23 protein-coding genes are annotated in these 20631 nt (G+C 64.0%); 5 read left to right on the plus strand and 18 right to left on the minus strand.

All coding sequences use genetic code 11. The features are described from left to right. Positions 1–5 precede the first annotated feature (5 nt). Both EEB11_RS13135 and EEB11_RS13140 read right to left on the minus strand, forming a co-directional pair. A complete protein-coding gene (locus EEB11_RS13135; protein WP_135432057.1) occupies positions 6–659 on the minus strand; it encodes an HD domain-containing protein in 654 nt (217 codons plus the stop codon). Next, positions 656–1198 (minus strand): peptidoglycan-binding domain-containing protein, encoded by a 543-nt coding sequence (locus tag EEB11_RS13140; RefSeq protein WP_245298901.1) that lies wholly within the window; start codon positions 1196–1198, stop codon positions 656–658. The genes EEB11_RS13135 and EEB11_RS13140 overlap by 4 nt, the downstream gene beginning before the upstream one ends. Positions 1199–1436: 238 nt before the next feature. Here EEB11_RS13140 and EEB11_RS13145 point away from each other — a divergent pair, with 238 nt between their 5' ends. Next, positions 1437–1760 (plus strand): 2Fe-2S iron-sulfur cluster-binding protein, encoded by a 324-nt coding sequence (locus EEB11_RS13145; RefSeq protein WP_135432058.1) that lies wholly within the window; start codon positions 1437–1439, stop codon positions 1758–1760. Then, positions 1760–2446: an FG-GAP repeat domain-containing protein gene (locus EEB11_RS13150; protein WP_135432059.1), complete on the plus strand. Its 687-nt coding sequence runs from the start codon at positions 1760–1762 to the stop codon at positions 2444–2446. The genes EEB11_RS13145 and EEB11_RS13150 overlap by 1 nt, the downstream gene beginning before the upstream one ends. Here the strand turns inward: EEB11_RS13150 and EEB11_RS13155 are convergent. The 5 genes from EEB11_RS13155 to rpiA all read right to left on the minus strand — a co-directional run bounded on the left by EEB11_RS13155 (position 2443) and on the right by rpiA (position 7037). After that, the gene (locus EEB11_RS13155) at positions 2443–2637 is read right to left on the minus strand and encodes a DUF2065 domain-containing protein (protein WP_135432060.1); all 195 of its coding nucleotides are present in this window, start codon (positions 2635–2637) and stop codon (positions 2443–2445) included. The two genes, EEB11_RS13150 and EEB11_RS13155, sit on opposite strands and share 4 nt — an antisense overlap. Next, complete coding sequence (gene hflC, locus EEB11_RS13160) at positions 2634–3560, minus strand: protease modulator HflC (protein ID WP_135432061.1); 927 nt, start codon at positions 3558–3560, stop codon at positions 2634–2636. Before hflC ends, EEB11_RS13155 begins: the two co-directional genes overlap by 4 nt. Beyond that, positions 3557–4744, minus strand: a complete 1188-nt coding sequence (gene hflK, locus EEB11_RS13165; protein ID WP_135432062.1) for an FtsH protease activity modulator HflK — start codon at positions 4742–4744, stop codon at positions 3557–3559. Before hflK ends, hflC begins: the two co-directional genes overlap by 4 nt. Before the next feature lie 71 nt (positions 4745–4815). Next, on the minus strand, positions 4816–6252 hold the full coding sequence (locus EEB11_RS13170) for an FAD-dependent oxidoreductase (RefSeq protein ID WP_210134423.1): 1437 nt from the start codon (positions 6250–6252) through the stop codon (positions 4816–4818). Continuing rightward, entirely contained in the window at positions 6252–7037 is a 786-nt protein-coding gene (rpiA, locus tag EEB11_RS13175) for a ribose-5-phosphate isomerase RpiA (protein WP_135432064.1), read from the minus strand. The genes EEB11_RS13170 and rpiA overlap by 1 nt, the downstream gene beginning before the upstream one ends. Positions 7038–7259: 222 nt before the next feature. Between rpiA and EEB11_RS13180 the strand changes: the two genes are divergently transcribed. After that, positions 7260–8639 (plus strand): L-serine ammonia-lyase, encoded by a 1380-nt coding sequence (locus EEB11_RS13180; protein ID WP_135432065.1) that lies wholly within the window; start codon positions 7260–7262, stop codon positions 8637–8639. Positions 8640–8661: 22 nt separating this feature from the next. Here EEB11_RS13180 and EEB11_RS13185 read toward each other — a convergent pair whose 3' ends face one another. The 11 genes from EEB11_RS13185 to coxB form a co-directional block, all read right to left on the minus strand. Next, positions 8662–10071, minus strand: coding sequence for an FAD-binding oxidoreductase (locus EEB11_RS13185; RefSeq protein WP_135432066.1), 1410 nt, complete (start codon positions 10069–10071; stop codon positions 8662–8664). 92 nt (positions 10072–10163) lie between these two features. Beyond that, complete coding sequence (locus EEB11_RS13190; RefSeq protein ID WP_135432067.1) at positions 10164–10973, minus strand: MBL fold metallo-hydrolase; 810 nt, start codon at positions 10971–10973, stop codon at positions 10164–10166. Between the two features lie 83 nt (positions 10974–11056). Next, a complete protein-coding gene (locus tag EEB11_RS13195) occupies positions 11057–11641 on the minus strand; it encodes a GNAT family N-acetyltransferase (RefSeq protein ID WP_135432068.1) in 585 nt (194 codons plus the stop codon). Further along, positions 11641–12900 (minus strand): M16 family metallopeptidase, encoded by a 1260-nt coding sequence (locus EEB11_RS13200; protein ID WP_135432069.1) that lies wholly within the window; start codon positions 12898–12900, stop codon positions 11641–11643. Before EEB11_RS13200 ends, EEB11_RS13195 begins: the two co-directional genes overlap by 1 nt. Then, entirely contained in the window at positions 12897–14282 is a 1386-nt protein-coding gene (gene thrC / locus EEB11_RS13205; RefSeq protein WP_135432070.1) for a threonine synthase, read from the minus strand. Before thrC ends, EEB11_RS13200 begins: the two co-directional genes overlap by 4 nt. A gap of 13 nt (positions 14283–14295) precedes the next feature. After that, entirely contained in the window at positions 14296–14976 is a 681-nt protein-coding gene (locus tag EEB11_RS13210) for an SURF1 family protein (RefSeq protein WP_135432071.1), read from the minus strand. An 84-nt stretch (positions 14977–15060) separates the two neighbouring features. Then, the gene (locus tag EEB11_RS13215) at positions 15061–15861 is read right to left on the minus strand and encodes a cytochrome c oxidase subunit 3 (RefSeq protein WP_135432072.1); all 801 of its coding nucleotides are present in this window, start codon (positions 15859–15861) and stop codon (positions 15061–15063) included. A gap of 25 nt (positions 15862–15886) precedes the next feature. Beyond that, positions 15887–16456, minus strand: a complete 570-nt coding sequence (locus EEB11_RS13220) for a cytochrome c oxidase assembly protein (RefSeq protein WP_135432073.1) — start codon at positions 16454–16456, stop codon at positions 15887–15889. Next, complete coding sequence (locus EEB11_RS13225) at positions 16453–16653, minus strand: cytochrome c oxidase system small membrane protein (protein ID WP_135432074.1); 201 nt, start codon at positions 16651–16653, stop codon at positions 16453–16455. Before EEB11_RS13225 ends, EEB11_RS13220 begins: the two co-directional genes overlap by 4 nt. Beyond that, complete coding sequence (gene cyoE / locus EEB11_RS13230; RefSeq protein ID WP_135432075.1) at positions 16650–17585, minus strand: heme o synthase; 936 nt, start codon at positions 17583–17585, stop codon at positions 16650–16652. The genes EEB11_RS13225 and cyoE overlap by 4 nt, the downstream gene beginning before the upstream one ends. A 71-nt stretch (positions 17586–17656) precedes the next feature. Then, entirely contained in the window at positions 17657–18604 is a 948-nt protein-coding gene (gene coxB / locus EEB11_RS13235) for a cytochrome c oxidase subunit II (RefSeq protein WP_135432076.1), read from the minus strand. A 183-nt stretch (positions 18605–18787) separates the two neighbouring features. Between coxB and tldD the strand changes: the two genes are divergently transcribed. Then, on the plus strand, positions 18788–20209 hold the full coding sequence (tldD, locus tag EEB11_RS13240; RefSeq protein WP_135432077.1) for a metalloprotease TldD: 1422 nt from the start codon (positions 18788–18790) through the stop codon (positions 20207–20209). Then, on the plus strand, positions 20206–20631 hold the full coding sequence (locus EEB11_RS13245; RefSeq protein WP_135432078.1) for a hypothetical protein: 426 nt from the start codon (positions 20206–20208) through the stop codon (positions 20629–20631). Before tldD ends, EEB11_RS13245 begins: the two co-directional genes overlap by 4 nt.

The raw sequence follows: 20631 nt of genomic DNA on the forward strand, positions 1-20631 counted from the left end.
AAAGATCAGAAAAACGTCGTGGCCCCGCCGATTTCACGCAGCAACCGCGCGCGAAAGCTGAACATCCATTCGCTGCGTTCTTCGGCCATTGCGCGGCCCGTAGGCGTCTGCATGGTCTGGGCCAGACCGAACAGCTTGACCTCCAGATGATCCAGCGCAAAGGCGCGGTCATCCAGCGGGCGGTGCTGCCCCAGCGGGTCCGTCGCGTGGAACAGCGTCCCCCCCATCGCCCCGGTCACAGCAAACATGCGGGCCAGTCCGATGGCCCCCAAAGCCTCCAGCCGGTCGGCATCCTGCAGCACACGCGCTTCGGCGGTGCGGGGGGCAATGGCGGCGGAAAAACTGTGCGCCTCGATGGCATGAACCACCAGCGCAATCCGGTCCGCCCCCCAGCCCTGCCCCGCCAGCCAATCCCCCGCCGCGCGGGCCGACAGGGTGGAGGCCATGGCGCGGTCCGGTGCATCTTTGGCCAGGTTGACCGCATCGTGAAAGATCACCGCCATCTGCAACGCCTGCGCATCCACACGCGGCTCATCGCTCATGATTGCTTTCGCATTGGCCCAAACCCGGTCGATATGGCCCAAATCATGCGCCGCATCCTGCGCGCCGTCCCACAGCCGGATCAGCTCCGCCCGGGCAGCTGGTGCAAGATCGGTCATCTTCTGCCCTGATCGGTGGTCACCAGCCCCAGTTCGCGCGCGGCGCCCAGCGACAGCCGGTCGCTTTCCAGCCCGCGTTCGGCTTGAAACCGGCGCAGGGCGGCGCGGGTTGGCGCATCCATCTGGCCGGTCAGCGGCAGGACATACAGCCCCCGCGCTTTCAGCGCACGTTGCAGGCTGGCAATGAACTCAACCGTCATCTCTTGCGGGCAGGGACTGCGGAACCAGACCTGTTCGCGATCCTGCACGATCTTTTGCCGGGTCTCGGACAGGAACACGGCGGGGGATACCCGCTTGCCCGCCTTGTCGCGCCGCTCGTCCGCGACCATGATTTGGTCGGTGACAGTCTCGATCACCATCGGCGTCACGTCCGACGCCCAGCACGCCCCTTGCGCGCTGTCGGGCGGGCCGGGCACGGTCAGGCGCACCAGCTCCATCGACAGATCGGCGCGGCCGGGGGCCTGCGGTGTGCCGGCCGGCTGGCAGGCCGCAAGCCAGAAAACGGCCCCGAACAGAGCCAAAGGCGCAGTGCGCATCATCCGCGTGAACTATCCTGCCTGTGCCGGTTGGTCCGGCTGTTGGCCAAACCCTAGCACAGCCCCAGGCCCCGGCCTAGCCGCCTGGCTGCGATGATGCGCGCGGCGTTGCAGCCCGGCAACCCCGACCCGCAACCCGCCATCACGCGGATTTCGACCACCGCCGCCTCTGGCAAAGACCCTGATTGTGGCCTATGTCCAAGCAATGGCACCAGCTTGCGAAAAGGGACCGGGACAGACGATGGCCAAAATCAAATATGTGGAACACGGCGGCAAAGAACATATCGTGGATGTGGCCAATGGCCTGACCGTGATGGAAGGTGCCCGCGACAACGGCATTCCGGGAATCGAAGCCGATTGCGGTGGGGCCTGCGCCTGTTCGACCTGCCATGTCTATGTCGCCCCCGAATGGGTCGATCGCCTGCCCAAAAAAGACAGCATGGAAGCAGACATGCTCGATTTCGCCTATCAGCCAGATCCTGCCCGGTCCCGCCTGACCTGCCAGATCAAGGTCTCTGACGCGCTGGACGGTCTGGTTGTGCAGATGCCGGAAAAGCAGATCTGATGCGTCTGGGTCTTGCGGTGCTGATGGGGCTGACGGGCCCAGCCATGGCGCAGGACATCGCCTCTGCCAGACTGATTGCGCCGACCGACCGCTATGCGCATGCGGTGCTGGGCGATGCGCTGGAATGGGGCGGTCTGGAGCTGACCCTGTCAGATGCGAGGCGGTTGCGCTTTACCCTTCCAGACAGCCACGTATTCGAAGACACCACCGCCCGGCTGGCCGATTTTGACGATGATGGCCGGCCAGAGGTGTTGGTGGTTGAAACCTCGGTCACCCAAGGGGCCGCGCTCGCCATCTATGACGCAGATGGCAGGCGTGCGGCCACGCCCTACATCGGGCAGCCGAACCGCTGGCTGTCCCCTGCGGGATGGGGCGATTTTGACGGCGACGGCAGGGTCGAGATCGCCTATGTCGACCGCCCGCATCTGGCGCGGGAGCTGGTGTTTGTGCGGCTGGAGGGCGACAGGCTTGTCGAACTCGCCCGCGCGCCCGGGTTCACCAATCACCGGATCGGCGATAGCAGCATCGCCGGTGGCACCGTCCGGTGTCAGGGGCGCGATGCGGTGGTTGTCGCCTCGGCCGACTGGTCACGGATGATGACGGTGACGCTTGGCCCAGACGGCGTGCTGGCGCGCGACAGTGGCCCCTGGCCCGCGCAGGGACCCGACCTTTCGATCTGCCCCTAAAATCCGATCCAGCGGGCCAGCGCAATCAGCGTTGCCCCCACCGCCACCGAAACCAGCCCGACCAGCCGCCGGTTGTCGATCGACAGGCTGGCCATCATGGCCAGCACCTGTTCCAGACGCGAAGGGGCCAGTGCAAGCACCAGCCCCTCGACAACAGCCACCAGCCCGATGGCCAGCAGAACCCAGATCACGGCGTCGTCGCTGCCGTTGTCCCCTGTACGGCCTCTGGCACGGTCGCCCGGTCAGACGGAGCCAGATCGCTGCGCAGATAGGTGAAGAACTCAGAGTCCGGCTGCATCACGATCGACGAATTCCCTGATTGCAACGACCGCTCGTATGACGTCAGCGAGCGCGTGAAGGCAAAGAATTCGGGGTCGCGGCCAAAGGCTTCGGCATAGATGCCGTTCCGTTCGGCATCCGCCTCACCGCGGGCGACTTCGGCCATGCGGCGCGCGTCGGAGGTCAGTTCCACCACGGTCCGGTCTGCGGTCGCCCGCACCCGCTGGGCAGCTTCACCACCGCGCGCGATTTCATCCGCCGCCTCGCGTTCCCGTTCGGCCCGCATCCGGGCAAAGGTCGCGGCAAGGTTCTGTTCGGGCAGATCGGTACGGGTCAGGCGCACGTCGATCACCTCGATGCCCAAAGCCCCCGATTCAACCCGCGCGCGGTCGCGGATCTGGTTCATCAGCGCGGTCCGGTCTTCCGACAGCACCCGACCCGACGGCACCGAACCCAGCACTTCACGGATTGCCGCGTTCAGAATCCGGTCCAGACGGGTCTGGGCGGAATCGACCCCACCCGCGCCCACGGCTTCGCGGAACTCGATCAAATTGCTAATCCGCCAACGGGCAAAGGCATCGACGATCAACCGGCGGTCATCCAGCGGGGTCACTTCCAGCGGTTGCGTCGGCAGGCCCAGAATCCGGTCATCATAGGTGACAACTTCTTGGATCAGCGGGATCTTGAAACCCAGTCCGGGCGTTTCCTTGACCTGCTTGACCTGACCGAATTGCAGGACCAGCGCCTTTTCCCGTTCGTCCACAATAAAGATCGACGAGAAGGCTGCCACGGCAATAACTGCCACGACAGGCAGAATAAGTTGAGCTTTCATCAGTTGTTTCCTCCGGTCGATGCCGCAGCCGGGGCTGCAACAGGTGTCTGACGACCCAGATCATTCAACGGCAGGAAGGGCACGACACCCTGACCGTTTTCGCCACCCTGAACGCCATCCAGAATGACCTTGTTCATGCTGCCCAGCACCCGTTCCATCGTTTCAAGATACATGCGTTTGCGCGTCACTTCGGGCGCTTTCACATATTCCTCATAGACCGACAGGAACCGGCTCGCCTCACCCGAGGCGTCGTTGACGACCTGCGCGCGGTAGGCTTCGGCCTCCTCGACCAGACGCGCGGCTTCACCGCGGGCCCCGGCGGTGACGCGGTTGGCATAGGCATCGGCTTCTTTTTCCAGCCGGTCGCGTTCCTGCTGTGCTGCCTGCACGGCGCGGAAGGCATCAATCACCTCACGCGGCGGGTCGGCTTTTTCGAAGTTGACGCGGATGACGTTCAGGCCCGCATCATAGGTATCCAGCGTGCCCTGCACCGCCGCCCGCAGATCGGTGGCAATCGCCCCCCGGTCGCGGTTCAAAATCGGCGACAGTTCCGACCGGGCAATGATGTCGCGCATCGCCGATTCCGATACTGCACGGATGGTGTCCGCCGGGTCGGCAAGGTTGAACAAGAACTTCGACGGATCTTCGATGTTCCAGACCACCTGAAAACCGATGTCCACGATGTTCTGATCGCGCGTCAGCATCAGGCTGGCGTCCTCACCGGTACGACCCACGCCGACATCGGTGGTCCGTTCGTTGGTCACCTGCACAATTTCCGCCGTGACCAGTGGCCAGGGCGCAAAGTTCAGGCCCGGATTGCCGATGGTGGAAAACTCGCCCAGGAACAGCTCGACCGAGCGTTCTTCCGGGCGAACGGTGTAGAAAGACACAAAACCCCACAGCGCCACAGCGGCCAAAGCCCCCAGCGCGATGCCCTGTTTGGTGATGCGTGGCGAAGACGGTCCACGCCCGCCGCCACCGCCGCCATTGCTGCCGCCCTTGCCACGCCCGCCCATCAGGACGCGCAGCTGTTCCTGGCCCTTCTTGACGATCTCGTCGATCTCGGGAATTTGCGGACCCGCGTTTTCCGGCCTGCGGCCTGGCGTCTTGCGTTCGTCATCACGTCCATTGCCACGATCATCGCCGCCCGAGCCGCCGCCGCCCCCCCAGGGACCTCCACTTGCCATTCGCTGAAACCCTTCTTGTTCGCTTGTGTCTTTTAACTGGTCATTCCGACGCGAAAATCAAGCAATTCCGGTCATGCCTTGCGTGTCGCTGTTCGCATCGTGACCAATTCTTCGGCCATTGTCGGGTGAACCGCCACTGTACGGTCAAAATCTTCCTTTGTGGCCCCCATTTTGACGGCAATCGCCGCAAGCTGGATCATTTCGCCAGCGTCAGGTGCGACGATGTGACATCCCAGCACTTTGCGGCTCGCCTGACTGACGATCAGTTTCATCAAGACCCGCGCATCGCTGCCGGCAAAGGCACTGCGCATCGGGCGAAAGCTGCTGCAATAGACCTCGATCGGTTCGCTCTCGCGCGCGGCTTCTTCGGTCAGCCCGACCGTGCCCAGTTCCGGCTGGGTGAACACCGCACTGGGGATCAGGTCATGGTCGACTGCCGTCGGCTCCCCCTCGAACACGGTGCGGACAAAGGCCATGCCTTCGCGGATCGCCACCGGGGTCAGGTTGACGCGGTTGGTCACATCGCCGATGGCGTAGATCGACGGCACGGCGGTCTGGCTGTAGTCGTCCACCACGATTTCGCCGCGCCGCCCGAGGCTTACGCCAAGGTCTTCAAGTCCGATGCCTTGCGTGCTCGGACGGCGGCCAGTGGCAAACAGCACCGACTCGAAGGTCTGTTCCATGCCGTTCGTGGCCTTGACCCAGACCGGGCAGCCGCGCTTTCCGGTTTGTGGCAAGAGATCCGTCGCCGAGTCCACGCCCGCGCCCATGTTGCCGTCCCCTCCAACCATCGCGGCGGCCTCGGCCATTTCGACCACGTTGGTTCCCAGATGCAGATCGATCCCCTGCGCCGTCATCGACTCGGCAATCAGCCCGCGCGCTTCATCGTCAAAGCCGCGCAGGATCTGCGCCCCGCGATAGAATTGCGTGACCTTTACGCCCAGGCCGGCCAGAATGCAGGCCATCTCGCAGGCGATGAACCCGCCGCCCACGATCAGCATGGATTTCGGCAGCGCGTCGAGCTCGAATATGTCATCCGACACCAGCCCAAGGTGGGCATTCGGCAGATCGGGGCGTTCCGGCCAGCCGCCTGTCGCCACCAGAATGTGCTTTGCGGTCACCGTTTCCCCGCTGGACAAAACCACCGTATGCGCGTCACACAAGCGCGCCCGCGCGTCATGCACGCGCACGCCCGACCCTTCGAGCAACCGGCGATAGACGCCTTCCAGCCGGTCCAGTTCCGCATGCAGGGTGGTGCGGAACGCGGCCCAGTCAAAGGTGCCGTCTGCAATATCCCAGCCATAGGCCCGCGCCTCGGCCGGCATCTCACGGAACCCGGAGGCAAAGACCATCAGCTTTTTCGGCACGCAGCCCCGGATGACACAGGTGCCACCCAACCGGCTGTCTTCGGCCAGTGCCACCGTGGCCCCGGTGGCCGCTGCCATCCGCGCCGCCCGAACCCCGCCCGAGCCGCCGCCGATGACAAACAAGTCTACATCAAAACCCATCAGTCCAGATCCGCGAATATGTTGGATGTCGGCACGAACTCCACCCGATCTTCCTCGGTCTCGCCCGAGTTGATGTCGCGCACCGTCACCCGGCCATCGGCATGGCCGATCACAACGATGTCGCAGATGTCGATGAACAGCCCGTTTTCAACCACACCCGGGATCTGGTTCAGCACCAGCGCCAGCTGGCGCGGGTTGCCGATGCGTTTCAAATGCAGATCAAGGATATAGTTCGACTCGTCCGTCACCAGCGGCGCCGCCCCGTTCATCCGCAACGTCACATCGCGGTTGAGCACATCAAGGGAAACCAACGTCTCTTCGACCAGCGCCTTGGTGGTCTGCCAGCCAAAGGGGATCACCTCGACGGGCAGGGGAAAGGCGCCAAGCTGGGTCACATCCTTGGCGGCATCGGCGATGACGATCATCTGGTCCGACGCGGTGGCCACGATCTTTTCCTGCAACAGCGCGGCTCCGCCGCCCTTGATCAGGTTCAGATTGCCGTCAAACTCATCTGCGCCGTCAATGGTCAGATCCAGCCACTTCGCCTCGTCCAGCGTGGTGATCGGCACGCCCAGCTGTGTGGCCAGCTGCGCCGTCCGGCTTGATGTCGGCACGCCGACCACCCGCAAACCCTCTTCGCGGATACGCTCGGCCAGACAGCGCACCATCCAGGCGGCGGTGGACCCGGTGCCAAGACCCAGCTTCATCCCGCCCTCGACAAAGTCGATCGCACGCTTGGCGGCCAGAAATTTGGCCTTGTCGATGGGCGAGAGGTCGGCAGCCATGAGCGATTCCCCGTGAATGATGCGGTGCAACTGCCCGCGTTATAGGGAATGCGGCCCGCACGTGCGAGGGTGAATTGACCGCCACACTGCCGCACACCCGGCGCAAGCCGCCCAAATGCCTGCCGGACAGTGATGCCGCTGGTGCCCGTGCAATGTCGCTTTCGTCTGGTGAAGCACAGTCAATCCGGCGCACACTGCGGCATCAATACAAAGGGATGCCGCATGTTCTTGTCGGTCTTTGATATGTTCAAGGTGGGGATCGGCCCGTCCTCCAGCCACACCATGGGGCCGATGGTGGCAGCCGCCCGGTTTTTGGACCTGTTGCGCGCCTCGCCGTTCCAGGCGCATGGGCTGCGGGCATCGCTGCACGGCAGCCTTGCCTTTACCGGCGTGGGCCATGCGACCGACCGCGCCACCATCCTCGGCCTCGCCGGATTTGTGCCGGAAAGCTATGACGCAGAGCGCGCCGATGCGGCGTTGGACGAGATCAAGCAGACCCACCAGATCACCCCGCCCGGATTGAGGGCGCTACACTTCGACCCCGGCAAGGATCTGGCCTTCGATTACGGCCCCGCCCTGCCCGGCCATGCCAACGGCATGATCCTGCGTGCCACCGATGCGCAGGGCGATGTGATCCTGGAGGAAACCTATTACTCTATCGGCGGCGGCTTTGTCCTGACAGCAGAAGAACTGGCGGAAACCTCCGGTGCCAAGGGAAAAACCCGCGCCGATGTGCCCTACCCTTTTGAGACCGCCGCCGAAATGCTGGCCATGGCCAAAGACAGCGGCCTGTCGATCGCCGCAATGAAACGCGCCAATGAGCTGCGCTTTCGCACCGCCGCCGAGCTGGATCGCGGCATCGCCCGGCTGTGGGAGGTGATGGGCGCCTGCATCGACCGGGGCATGGAAGGCAGCGGCATCTTGCCCGGCGGGCTGAAAGTGCGGCGCCGCGCCAAGGGCATTCACGATCAGCTGCTGGCCGAACGCGGGCTGAACATGCAGGCCCCGCACACGATCAACGACTGGATGAGCCTGTATGCCATGGCGGTGAATGAGGAAAACGCCGCCGGGGGCCAAGTGGTGACCGCGCCCACCAATGGCGCGGCAGGCGTTGTGCCTGCGGTGATCCGCTACTGGCTGGACCATGTGCCGGGGGCAGCGCCGTCGCGCATCGCCGATTTCCTGCTGACCGCCGCCGCCATCGGCGGGTTGTGCAAACACAATGCCAGCATCTCGGGCGCGGAATGCGGCTGTCAGGCCGAAGTGGGCAGCGCCGCCGCAATGGGCGCCGCGGGCCTGTGCGCGGTGCTGGGCGGCAGCCCGGAACAGGTGGAAAACGCAGCAGAAATCGCGCTGGAACACCACCTTGGCATGACCTGCGACCCGGTCAGAGGGCTGGTGCAGGTGCCCTGCATCGAACGTAACGGCCTTGGCGCGATCAAGGCAGTCTCTGCCGCCTCGCTGTCCATGCGCGGCGACGGGCAGCATCTGGTCAGTCTGGATGCGTGTATCGAGACGATGCGCCAGACAGGGCGGGATATGCACGAGAAATACAAGGAAACCTCGCTTGGCGGGTTGGCGGTGAACGTGCCCAACTGCTGAGCGGTGTGGGGGGCTGCCCCCCTCAGCCGCGCAGCACCGCGCCGGGATTCATGATGCCCAGCGGGTCAAGGGCAGCTTTGATCGCGCGCATCGCCGCCAGCTTGGCCGGATCGCCGTAGCGTTCCAGATCAGCGACCTTCAGCCGCCCGATGCCATGCTCGGCGCTGACCGAGCCACCCAGATCATGCACGATGTCATGCACGCAGGCCTTGATCGCGTCGCGCTGGTGGTCATGGGCCTTACGGCTGCGGCCCGGCACCGGGAAAACGTTGAAATGCAGGTTGCCGTCGCCCAGATGGCCAAAACAGTTGATCCGCCAGTCGCCCAAGGCCGCCAGCGCAGCCCCCGCGCGCGGTATGAAACCGGGGATTTCCGACAGGGGCAGGCTGATGTCATGGCTCGACACAGCACCAATGCGGCGGTTGCCTTCGGGAATGCTTTCGCGGATGCGCCACAGCCCTGCTGCCTGCGCCGCCGATGTGGCGATCACCCCGTCGAGCACCAACCCGACCTCTGCCGCCTGCGCATAAAGCCCGGCCATCGCCTCTTCCGGGGCCACGCCCTGCGGCAGCCCCAGTTCGATCAGCACCGACCAGTCGGGGATGGGGTGCAGCGGCACCGCCACCTCTGGCATGGTCTGCGCCAGAAAGTCATAGCCCATCCGGTGGATCAGCTCAAAGGCCGAGATCAGCCCGGACAGCTCTCCTTCGGCCAGCGCCAGCAGGTCCAGCGCCGCGCGCGGGTCAGGCACCGCCAGCAGCGCCACCACCGTGGCGGCGGGTTTGGGGAACAGCCGCAGGCTGGCGGCTGTGATCACGCCCAACGTGCCTTCGGACCCGATCAGCAGATGGCGCAGGTCATAGCCGGTGTTGTCCTTGCGCAGCCGCTTTAGCCCGTTGAAAATGCTGCCATCGGGCAGCACCGCCTCCAGCCCCAGACACAGATCGCGCGTGTTGCCGTAGCGCAGCACATTCACCCCGCCCGCATTCGCCGCCAGATTGCCACCGATCCGGGCCGAGCCTTCCGACGCCAGTGACAGCGGGAAGATCCGACCGATCCCGTCTGCCGCCGCCTGCACATCGGCCAGGATCATCCCGGCCTCGACCACCAGCACATTCTCGTCACGGTAGGCCGCGCGCAGCGCGCTCATCCGCTCCAGCGACAGGATCAGCGGCGCAGGGCCACCCGGCATCACCTGCCCCCCCACCAGCCCGGTGCCGCCGCCCATCGGGATGATGCCGACACGGGCCCGGGCGCAGGCGGTCACGATGGCCGCCACCTCTGCCGTGTTGCGAGGGCAGGCCACCGCCCCTGCAAGGCCACGCCACCGCCCGCGCGGCTCTTCCACATCGCGCGGGGCTACCGCGCGCAACAGGCCGGGGCGCGCCTCGTCCAGCGCAGACAACAGGTCGGGGGTGCAGTCGTTCAGCATCGGCGGCTCCTTTCCTCTCGCTTTACGCCAAGCCTGCGGGCAAGAAAACCGCTGTTGCAACGCTGCCGCTGCGGCAGCCATAACAGGGCCGGTCAGTCGATCCCCTCGGGCAGCAGCAACATGATCGTCGGCCGCCCCGGCAGGTTGCGCAGCGACACGTCAAGCGAGGGCATCCCGGTTTCCACCACCTCAAATTCCGCACTCATGTTATCCAGAAACATCCGCAGGGATGACCCGGAAAACCAGTGCATCGGAATGACGATGGATGAGCGCAACCGGCGCACCACCTCGGCCATCTCTGACACCGCCATGGTATAGCCGCCATCCACCGGCACCATCACCACATCCAGCCGCCCGATGCTGGCATATTGCGCATCATCGGGCGCATGGTGCAGATGGCCCAGATGGCCGATGCACAGGCCGCCCGCCTCGAAGACAAAGATCGAATTTCCGTCTGCGCGCGCGCCGTCGCCCCAGCGCGAGCGGACGTCTGTGGGTACATTGCGCACCAGCATGGCCCCCAGGTCCAGTTCATGCTGCGCCGGCCCCGCCGCATCGGCCCAGCCTTGCAGCACGTTCGGGATGCGCGGATCGGGGTTCGCCGTCCAATGGGTGGAATGGGCATTGTTCATGGTGACCACGTCGGGCGCCCAATCGGCCATGCCGGTGTAGCCGGTGAAATCGGTGACCGCCGTTGTGCCGCCCGCGGCAATCGCAAAGCTGGCGTGGCCGATGAAATGGATGCGGACCTGATCCTGCGCCAGACCGGTGGCAAAACTGACAGGCATCACCCGGGAGATGCCCTGTGCCACAGCAAAGCAATGCGATGGGATGCGGTCCTGCGCAAGGACGGGCGCGGAGAGCAGGGACAGCAACAAGGCGGGCAGGATCGTAAAACGCATCGGACACCTCCGGGTTGATCCTAAAAGCTAGCACGGCTTGCCGCTGCGTCAGCCGCCGCTTCCGTTCACGCTTTCGTCAAGCCCTAGCCTGCATCGGTGCGGCCGCGCCGGTCGGCGCGCAAAGCGGCGTAAAGCACATGATTGCGCCACCGGCCGTTGATCTGCAGATAGCTTTGCGCGACACCTTCATACTTGAAGCCGGTCTTTTCCAATACGCCCCGGCTCGCCGCGTTTTCCGGCAGGCAGGCGGCTTCAACCCGGCTCAGGTCCAGCGTCGCAAAGGCGTAGTGCACCACCGACAAAATCGCCTCGCGCATGTAGCCCCGTCGGCTGAACGGCTCGCCCACCCAATAGCCGATGGTGCCGCATTGTGCGGGGCCGCGCCGGATGTTGTCCAGCGTGATCGCCCCCAGAAGTTGCTGATCCTGCCGCCGGATCAGCAGGAAGGGCACCGCCGTGCCCTGCGCCTCGGCCCGCTGCGCCCAGTACACCCGGTTGGTGAACGACCGCCGCGACAGATGGTCAACCGACCAGACCGGTTCCCACGGGGTCAGAAACCCCGCGCTGCTTTCGCGCAGTTCCGCCCAAGGCCGCCAGTCGCCATGCGTGGGCAGGCGCAGGGTCATGCGCTCTGTCTCCAGCTTGGGACGACGGCGGAAGGGCAGCATCAGGCGGCAAGCCGGTCGCGGATAACCCCCAGACCGGGGGCGCGTGCCACCGGGCCATACATCGCCAGCGCGGTTTTCGCACCCGCCAGTTCCCCGGCAAAGCGGCGCACATCGGCCATGTTCACCGCATCGATCTTGGCCACAGCCTCCTCCGGCGTCGGCACGCGGCCCCAGACCGCCAGCAGCCGCGCATTGCGCTCGGCCCGGTTCGATGGGCTTTCCAGCCCCATCAGCAACCCGGCTTTCAGTTGCGCGCGGGCGCGGGCCACCTCGGCCTCGGTCATGTCATCGGCGGCGCGTTTCATCTCGTCGACCGTCAACTGGGTCAGCGCCGCAATCTCTTCCTTCGAGGTGCCGGCGTAAATGGTGATCGACCCGGTATCCTCATAGGCACCCGATTGCGCAAAGATCGAGTAGCACAAGCCCCGCTCTTCGCGGATCTTCTGGAACAGGCGCGAGGACATGCCGCCGCCCATCGTCATCGCATAGACCTGCGCGGTGTAAACATCCGGGTGCCGATAGCCGGGCGCTTCCAGCGACAGGGCGAAATGCACCTGTTCCAGCTTTTTCACCTCACGCCGCTCGCCGCCGATAAACGCGGCGGGTTCCACCACGCTCAGGCCACGCGCGGAAAGATGACCGAAAATCTCGCGCGCCTGATGCACGATGGCCTCATGATCCACACCACCCGAAGCGGACAGAATCATCTGGTCGGGCGCATAATGCTGGCCGACAAAGCCGCGCAGATCCTCGGCGGTAAAGCTGCTCACCCGCTCGGACGGCCCCAGAATCGTGCGGCCAAACGGCTGGTCGGGGTAACTCACCTCCTGCAACCAGTCGAAGATGATGTCATCGGGCGTGTCCAGCGCCTGCCCGATTTCTTGCAAGATCACGTGGCGTTCCGTTTCAATCTCTTTGGGATCGAACACCGGATTCAGCACGATATCCGAGATCACATCCAGCGCCAGCGGTACATCGGCCACCAGACAGCGGGCGTAATAGGCGGTCATTTCCTTGGAGGTATAGGCGTTGATATAGCCGCCCACATCCTCGATTTCTTCGGCGATCTGCAGCGACGTGCGCTTGGCCGTGCCCTTGAACGCCATATGTTCCAGAAAATGCGCAATGCCGTTCTGTGCGGCAGCCTCGTGCCGCCCCCCCGCCATGACCCAGACCCCGACCGAGGCAGATTGCAGCCCCGGCATATGTTCGGTGACGATCTTCAGGCCATTGGGCAGGGTCGAGATTTGCAGACTCAAGATGCGATCCTTTCGCGGATCAGGGATTGAAGACGTGCCAGATCATTGGGCACTCGGGTCAGCCGTTCACGCCGGTCGAACAGGTCGGCCATGCGGGCGGGCAATGCGGGGCGTTGGCCGATGGCCTCCAGCACCGCGTCGGGGAACTTGGCGGGGTGCGCGGTGGCCAGCGTGATTATCGGCGTATTGCCCAGATGGTCATTCGCGACCTTGACGCCAACGGCGGAATGCGGGCAAAGCACCTCGCCGGTGCGCACATATTCGCGGGTGATGGTGGCGCTGGTCTCTTCTTCCGAACAGCGGCCCGAGGCGAAGGTGGCGCGCAACGATTCCAGCGCGCCTTGGGAAATGTGGAAGCCCCCCGATTTCAGCTCGTCCATCAGCTGCGCCACCGCGCTGCCATCGCGACCATACGCATCAAACAAGGCACGCTCGAAGTTGGAGCTGACCTGAATATCCATCGACGGGCTCATCGACGGCCTGACCCCATCCTTGATGTAATCACCCGAGGTCAGCGCGCGGTGCAGGATGTCATTGTGGTTGGTGGCGATCACCAGCTTCTCGATCGGCAGGCCCATCTTGCGGGCGATATAGCCCGCAAAGATATCGCCAAAATTCCCGGTCGGCACGGTGAAGCTGACCGCCCGGTGCGGGGCACCCAAGCTGACCGCGCTGCTGAAGTAATACACCACCTGCGCCAGAACCCGCGCCCAGTTGATACTGTTGACCCCCGCCAGCCGCACACCATCGCGGAAAGCAAAGTCGTTGAACATATCCTTGACGCGGGCCTGACAGTCATCGAAATCGCCATCCATGGCGAGCGCATGCACGTTGTCTTCCACCGCCGTGGTCATCTGGCGGCGCTGCACCTCGGACACCCGGCCATGCGGGTAGAGGATGAACAGATCCACATTGGCCAGCCCCCGGAACGCCTCCATCGCCGCCGATCCGGTGTCGCCACTGGTCGCGCCGACAATGGTGATCCGCTCACCCGTTTTCGCCAAGGCCGCCTGCATCATCTGGCCGATCAGCTGCATGGCGAAATCCTTGAACGCCAGCGTCGGGCCGTGAAACAGTTCCAGCAGGAAATGGTTCGGCGCCAGCTGCACAAGCGGCGCGCGGGCGTGATGGCCAAAGGGTTTGTAGGCCGCCGCCAGCAGGCCCCGGAATTCATCGTCCCCAAAGGTGTCGCCCAGATAGGGCCGCATCACACGATAAGCGATCTCCTCATAAGACAGACCGGCAAGTGCGGCGATCTCGTCAGGGGTCATGGTGGGAATGGTTTGCGGCACATAGAGACCGCCATCGCGGGCAAGGCCGGTCATCATCGCCTCGCCAAAGCCAAGAACCGGGGCGGTGCCGCGTGTAGAGATGTATTTCATCAGAGTCTCGCTTTCAGACCGTTCTGCGCCTGATACGCCACAGAAGATACGCTGTCATCCCCAACCAGACTGCCGCCAGCCCGAACCATTGCACGGCATAGCCCAGATGGTTGTTCGGAATGCCCGAAGTGTCGACCGGCATCGGCTCGATCCCCGGCGCGGTGGGGCTGCGGGCCACGATCAGCAGCGGTTCGGTGGCCAGTTGCGTGGCCATCGCGGGGACATCGCGGGCGAACCACAACCCGGTGGTGGCATCGGGGGTCGGGGTGAAGCTGTCCACCTCATCGGGCCAGTGCAGGTTGCCGGTGACGCTGGCCGCATCCGCCCCGCGCGCGGCGGCACGGTCACCCTCGCGTACAAAGCCCCGGTCGACCAGCACCCGGCGCCCGTCCGTCTCGAACACAGCAATCACCCGCACACCCGCGCCGATTTCTCGGCGGCTGACCAGCACATCCAGCGACTCGCCGGTGTAGCTGCCTGTTGCGGTAACCGGCAGGTAACGGTCCGCCTCCGAGTCGGGCGATGCGGGCAGCGCCACAGGATCGGCCACGATCCGCGCCGAAATATCGGCCAGAGCCGCGTTTTTCCACGCCAGCCGCTCCAGCTGCCACAGGCCAAGGCCCGCCAGAACCGCCGCCCCGATAAGGCCGAACAGCAAGGGAAGGATCATGCGGCGGGGCGCGGAGGTGGTCATTGGCAAGAGCTCTCCAAACGAAAGGCGCGGGCCCATTGGCCCGCGCCCGGTGGTGCCGTCAACGGGCCTACAGGCCCGCCGGGGTTACTGACCCCAGACGTAGATCGACGCAAACAGAAACAACCAGACCACATCGACGAAATGCCAGTACCAGGCCGCCGCCTCAAACCCCACATGACGCTCGGGCGTGAAATGCCCCTTCAGCGCGCGGATCAGGCAGACGCCCAGAAAGATGGTGCCGACCACCACGTGAAACCCGTGAAACCCGGTCGCCATGAAGAAGTTGGCACCATAGATGTTGCCGGCAAAGCCAAAGGCGGCATGGGTGTATTCATAAACCTGCAGAATGGTGAAGAACACGCCCAGAACGATGGACAGGATCAACCCGTTCACCAGATCTTTGCGGTTGTTTTCGTGAGCCAGAGCATGGTGCGCCCAGGTCGCAGCAGCACCCGAGCACAACAGGATCAGCGTGTTGATAAGCGGCAGGTGCCAGGGGTCAAACGTCTCGATTCCGGCAGGCGGCCACTGGCCATCCTGGATCGGCGACAGCGGCCCCATCGGGTACATGGCGTGTTTGAAGAACGACCAGAACCATGCGGCAAAGAACATCACTTCCGACATGATGAACATGATGAAGCCATAGCGCAGGCCGATCACCACAACCGGGGTATGATCGCCGACCTGGCTTTCCGTCACCATGTCCGCCCACCAGGCGAACATCACATAAAGCACACCGACAAAGCCGATCAGGCCCAGCCAGGGGCCCGACCCGTGCATCCACAGGACAGAGCCGTACAGCATGACGAAGGCCGCGAGTGCGGCCAGGAACGGCCAGATCGACGGTGGCAGAATGTGGTAGTCGTGGTTCTTGGCGTGGGCCATGGTCGCATCCCTCGGTTCTTTTTTATCAGTTTACAGTGTCGGCAGGCGGAACGGCAAGGGCCGCCTGCTCTGACGTCAGTTCTGTTTCGTAAAAGGTATAGGACAGGGTGATCTCTTTCACGAACTTGCCTTCGCGATCGGTCACGATCGCAGGGTCCACGAAAAAGCTGACCGGCATCTGCACGGTTTCGCCCGGCTGCAAAACCTGTTCGGTAAAGCAGAAACAGGCGATCTTGGCGAAATACCCGCCCGCCGCATCCGGCGTCACGTTGTAGCTGGCTGTGCCGGCGATCACCCGGTCGGTGGGGTTGTGCGCCTCGTAAAATGCCAGGGCGTTTTCACCGATCCGCACGGTCATGGTGCGCTGCATCGGCTTGAACTCCCATGCCATCGCGCCCGAGGTCGATGCATCAAAGCGGATCTGGATGGTCTGGTCCAGAATCGTATCCGGCGCGGCAGAGGCCACGGCGGTGGTGCCGCCAAAACCGGTCACCCGACAGAACCAGTCGTAAAACGGCACGGCGGCAAAGGACAGCGACGCCATCATCACGGCCACACCCGCCAGCTTGGCGGCGGTTTTCACGGTGCTGTTCATGGTTGCGTCCCCCCGGTTTGTGCGGGCAGAAGTTCAGGCCGCACGGTGTGGTCAAAAGCCTGCATCGGGTCGCCGCGCGTGACTTTCACCACCGTCAGCGCAAACACCAGCACCACAAAGGCCACCAGCGTCACACCAAGGCCGACATTGCGCGAAAGCCGGCGCTGATGCAGTTCATGGTCCGGGCGAAAGCTCATGCCCAACCCCCCAGACCGTAGACCTTAAGAAGCGCTTCCACCAGAAACGCGGCAAAATGCAGGAACAGATAGGCAAGCGAGAATTTGAACACCCGCTTTTCGACCGCATATTTGTCGCCCTCGGCCTGCGCTTCGGGGCGTTTCCAGATGTCATAGGCGCCTTTCAGGAAAATCGCATTCAGCACCAAGGCGGTTGCCAGCGTGAACGGCCCGCCGATGCTGGTCAGCGCTGCCCAGACCGACACCGGGGCCAGCAGCACCGTGTAGATCAGGATCTGCCGCCGGGTCTCAGCCCGGCCATGCGTCACCGTCAGCATCGGCACGCCCGCCTTGTGGTAATCTTCCTTCATGAACAGCGCCAGCGCCCAGAAATGCGGCGGGGTCCACATGAAGATCAGCCCGAACATCAACGCCGATTCCAGCGACACGCCGCCCGTGGCCACGGCCCAGCCGATCATTGGCGGAAAGGCCCCCGCAGCGCCACCGATCACGATGTTCTGCGGCGTCAATCGCTTGAGCCACATCGAATAGACTACGGCATAGAAGAAAATGGTAAAGGCCAGCAGCCCCGCCGCCACCAGATTGGCGGTCAATGCCAGCATCACCACAGCAATGCCCGACAGCGCCAGCCCCAGACCCAGCGCCTCACCCGCCTGCACTTTGCCGGCAGGCACCGGGCGGCTTTGGGTGCGCTTCATCACTGCGTCAATATCAGCGTCCCACCACATGTTCAAAGCACCCGAAGCCCCTGCCCCAAGCGCTATGAACAAAATCGCGGCAAACCCCACCACCGGATGCACACCCACTGGCGCGACCAGCAGCCCAACCAGCGCGGTGAACACAACCAGCGACATCACACGCGGCTTCAGCAGCGCGACATAATCGCCAAACTGCGCCTCTCCACTGTCGGGGTAGGCCTGAACATCGCTCATTGCATTTCCTTGGCTTAGGGAAATGGCCCCGGGTCACGGGGCCATCCGCATCGCTTACCCGTCAGGGCAGATCAGTTGTTCGCGGCCAGACGGGTTGCCGAATAGGCTTCAACATCGGCGTCCGACAGCACCACATCACCGGCTTGTGCTGCGGCGAGCCATTGGGCGTAAACCTCTTCCGACACGACCTTGACCGTGATGGGCATATAAGCATGCGCAATGCCGCATAGTTCCGAACACTGGCCGAAATAGATGCCTTCACGCTCGGCATTGAACCACAACTGCGCCAGACGGCCCGGCACCGCATCCTGCTTCACGCCGAAGGCTGGGATGGTCCAGGAGTGGATCACATCGGCAGCGGTGATCTGCATCACGATGGTGCGCCCGATCGGGACCACAACGGCGGTATCGGTGGCCAACAGGAAATCACGGTCGGAGTAGCCTGCCGCCGCAAGCTGCGCCGACACTTCCGGCGTCAGGCGGTTGTCACCACCCGTGGCAGGGGCGCCGATCATGAAGCTGTCAAACGCAACCGGAGTCGCACCTTCGGCATTCGGCTCATTGATGCCGTCATCCACATACTCGTAGCCCCAGTACCACTGGTAACCAGTCACCTTGATGGTGATGTCGCCCACCGGGATTTCCTGCTGCTTGAACAGCACCGGCAGTGAAAACGCCCCGATGAACACCAGGATCAGGATCGGCACCACGGTCCAGCCCACTTCCAGCGGCGAATTGTGGGTAAATGTCGCAGGCTTGGGGTTCCGCTTTTCGTTGTAGCGGAAGATCACCCAGATCAGCAGACCGGTCACGAAGATGGTGATCACGGTGATGATCACCAGAAGCATCCAGTCAAGCCCCTGCAGATCGCGGGCCAGTTCGGTAGCCGCTGGCTGGAAATCCGTGCCCCTGTCGATGGGTCTTCCCACGATTTCAAGACCTTGCGCAAGCGCAGCACTGCCTGACATCAAGCCCGCAACACTGGCGGCAAACCCGCCGATTTGGTTCCAAAGACGCATGTTCTGTTCCCGTTATCCTTACGGCTTGGGCGCCGCTTGTCAGGGTTCTGCCCGTATCGCATGGTACGCACGCGACAGAATCCCGTTGTTTCCGGTTGTCTTGAAACCATATTAGGGCTTCTGCCACAAGAGAAACCGTTGCGACAAAGCAGCGCCATTTGACTCAGATCAAGGACATCTCCCATGACCGATCAGCCCTTCCGCCCGTTTGAAACGCATCTGGACGAGGCGGCGGCACTGGCGATCGTGCGCGCGGCCACCATGGGGGCCGATGATGGCGAGCTGTATCTGGAACGCCGCCGGTCCGAAGCGATTGTGCTGGATGACGGCCGGATCAAGACTGCCTCGTATGACGCGTCGGAAGGTTTCGGCCTGCGCGCGGTGCGCGGCGAGGTGGCAGGCTATGCCCATGCGACCGAGATCAGCGAAAAAGCCCTGATCCGCGCGTCAGACACCGCGCGGCTGGCGGTGGGCGATGGTGGCGGCGTGATGGCCGCCGCGCCGCAGGGCACCAATGTAAAGCTTTATGGCGACGCCGACCCGATGGCCGATGCCACATTTGCCATCAAGATCGACATGCTGCGCGAGATTGATGCCTTCGCCCGCGACCTTGACCCAAGGGTGATTCAGGTCTCGGCCACCGTGTCGGCCTCGTATCAGGAGGTGGAGATCCTTCGCCCCGAAGGCCTCCGCCTGCGCGACATTCGCCCGATGGCGCGGCTGAACGTGTCGGTGATTGTGGAACAGAACGGTCGGCGCGAACAGGGCGGCATGGGCGGCGGCGGGCGCCATGGTCTGGCCGCGCTGATGCAACCGGGTCGCTGGCAACCCATGGTGCGCGAGGCGCTGCGGATCGCGTTGGTCAACCTAGAGGCTGTCGCGGCCCCCGCAGGTGTTATGGACGTGGTCCTTGGCCCCGGCTGGCCCGGCATTTTGCTGCACGAAGCCATCGGCCACGGTCTGGAAGGCGACTTCAACCGCAAGAAAACCTCTGCCTTTGCCGGGCTGATGGGCCAGCAGATCGCCGCGCGGGGGGTGACTGTGCTGGATGACGGCACCATCCCCGACCGGCGCGGCAGTATTTCCATTGACGACGAAGGTACAGCCTCGGCCCGCAACGTGTTGATCGAGGATGGGATTCTGGTGGGCTTCATGCAGGACCGCCAGAACGCGCGCCTGATGGGCGTGGCCCCCACCGGCAATGGTCGCCGCGAAAGCCATGCCCATATCCCGATGCCGCGCATGACCAACACCTACATGCTGGCAGGCCCCGATGACCCGAAAGACATTCTGGCAGGGCTGAAAGATGGCATCTATGCCGTAGGCTTCGGCGGCGGTCAGGTCGATATCACCAACGGCAAGTTCGTGTTTTCCTGCACCGAAGCCTACCGGGTGCAGAACGGCGTCGTCGGTGCGCCCGTGAAAGGTGCGACACTGATCGGCGACGGGGCAACCGCGCTGAAACAGATCCGCGCCATTGGCAATGATCTGGCGCTTGACCCCGGCATCGGCAATTGCGGCAAGGCGGGGCAATGGGTGCCGGTCGGCGTTGGCCAGCCCACCCTGCTGATCGGTGGGCTGACGGTAGGCGGCTCGGCAGCATGAGCCTGATCCGCTCGCCCGAGCAGATGCAGACGCCCTGGCGCGATCTGCTGACGGCAGCGGCGGTGGCGGTGATCCTGCCTTCGGCTTTTGGCGTGCTGTGCCTTGGGCTGGTCAACCTTGCGCAACCCTTCCTGCCCGCCAGCGCCGGGGTGTCGCTCTGGGTGACCGGCACTGCGCTGATGCTGTCGCCCTTGCTCAGCCTTGCCGGAATGATCCTGACCCTGCCGGTGGCGTCCTTGCTGATCCGGCTCGGCTGGTTCGGCTGGTTGCCTGCGGCGGCCACCGGTTTTGTGCTGGGCGGGGTGATCGGTGCGATGATGGATTTTGCGCCCGGCGCCCTGGCCGGGGCCGCAGTCGTCGTGATCCTGCGCGCCACCCTTGGCCTGCTGCGCCCGATGGGGGTGCCGCAGGCAAGGCTGTAG

The organism is Pseudotabrizicola sediminis (assembly GCF_004745575.1).
Taxonomy (GTDB): domain Bacteria; phylum Pseudomonadota; class Alphaproteobacteria; order Rhodobacterales; family Rhodobacteraceae; genus Pseudotabrizicola; species Pseudotabrizicola sediminis.

Bases quoted from the DNA above. Each gene is read 5' to 3' on its own strand.
- EEB11_RS13150 (WP_135432059.1), top strand. From the start codon at position 1,760: ATGCGTCTGGGTCTTGCGGTGCTGATGGGGCTGACGGGCCCAGCCATG.
- rpiA (WP_135432064.1), bottom strand. From the start codon at position 7,037: ATGGCTGCCGACCTCTCGCCCATCGACAAGGCCAAATTTCTGGCCGCC.
- EEB11_RS13180 (WP_135432065.1), top strand. From the start codon at position 7,260: ATGTTCTTGTCGGTCTTTGATATGTTCAAGGTGGGGATCGGCCCGTCC.
- thrC (WP_135432070.1), bottom strand. From the start codon at position 14,282: ATGAAATACATCTCTACACGCGGCACCGCCCCGGTTCTTGGCTTTGGC.
- EEB11_RS13195 (WP_135432068.1), bottom strand. From the start codon at position 11,641: ATGCTGCCCTTCCGCCGTCGTCCCAAGCTGGAGACAGAGCGCATGACC.
- EEB11_RS13190 (WP_135432067.1), bottom strand. From the start codon at position 10,973: ATGCGTTTTACGATCCTGCCCGCCTTGTTGCTGTCCCTGCTCTCCGCG.
- EEB11_RS13245 (WP_135432078.1), top strand. From the start codon at position 20,206: ATGAGCCTGATCCGCTCGCCCGAGCAGATGCAGACGCCCTGGCGCGAT.
- tldD (WP_135432077.1), top strand. From the start codon at position 18,788: ATGACCGATCAGCCCTTCCGCCCGTTTGAAACGCATCTGGACGAGGCG.
- EEB11_RS13220 (WP_135432073.1), bottom strand. From the start codon at position 16,456: ATGAACAGCACCGTGAAAACCGCCGCCAAGCTGGCGGGTGTGGCCGTG.
- cyoE (WP_135432075.1), bottom strand. From the start codon at position 17,585: ATGAGCGATGTTCAGGCCTACCCCGACAGTGGAGAGGCGCAGTTTGGC.
- EEB11_RS13135 (WP_135432057.1), bottom strand. From the start codon at position 659: ATGACCGATCTTGCACCAGCTGCCCGGGCGGAGCTGATCCGGCTGTGG.
- EEB11_RS13140 (WP_245298901.1), bottom strand. From the start codon at position 1,198: ATGATGCGCACTGCGCCTTTGGCTCTGTTCGGGGCCGTTTTCTGGCTT.
- coxB (WP_135432076.1), bottom strand. From the start codon at position 18,604: ATGCGTCTTTGGAACCAAATCGGCGGGTTTGCCGCCAGTGTTGCGGGC.
- EEB11_RS13225 (WP_135432074.1), bottom strand. From the start codon at position 16,653: ATGAGCTTTCGCCCGGACCATGAACTGCATCAGCGCCGGCTTTCGCGC.
- EEB11_RS13185 (WP_135432066.1), bottom strand. From the start codon at position 10,071: ATGCTGAACGACTGCACCCCCGACCTGTTGTCTGCGCTGGACGAGGCG.
- EEB11_RS13145 (WP_135432058.1), top strand. From the start codon at position 1,437: ATGGCCAAAATCAAATATGTGGAACACGGCGGCAAAGAACATATCGTG.
- EEB11_RS13210 (WP_135432071.1), bottom strand. From the start codon at position 14,976: ATGACCACCTCCGCGCCCCGCCGCATGATCCTTCCCTTGCTGTTCGGC.
- EEB11_RS13170 (WP_210134423.1), bottom strand. From the start codon at position 6,252: ATGGGTTTTGATGTAGACTTGTTTGTCATCGGCGGCGGCTCGGGCGGG.
- EEB11_RS13215 (WP_135432072.1), bottom strand. From the start codon at position 15,861: ATGGCCCACGCCAAGAACCACGACTACCACATTCTGCCACCGTCGATC.
- hflK (WP_135432062.1), bottom strand. From the start codon at position 4,744: ATGGCAAGTGGAGGTCCCTGGGGGGGCGGCGGCGGCTCGGGCGGCGAT.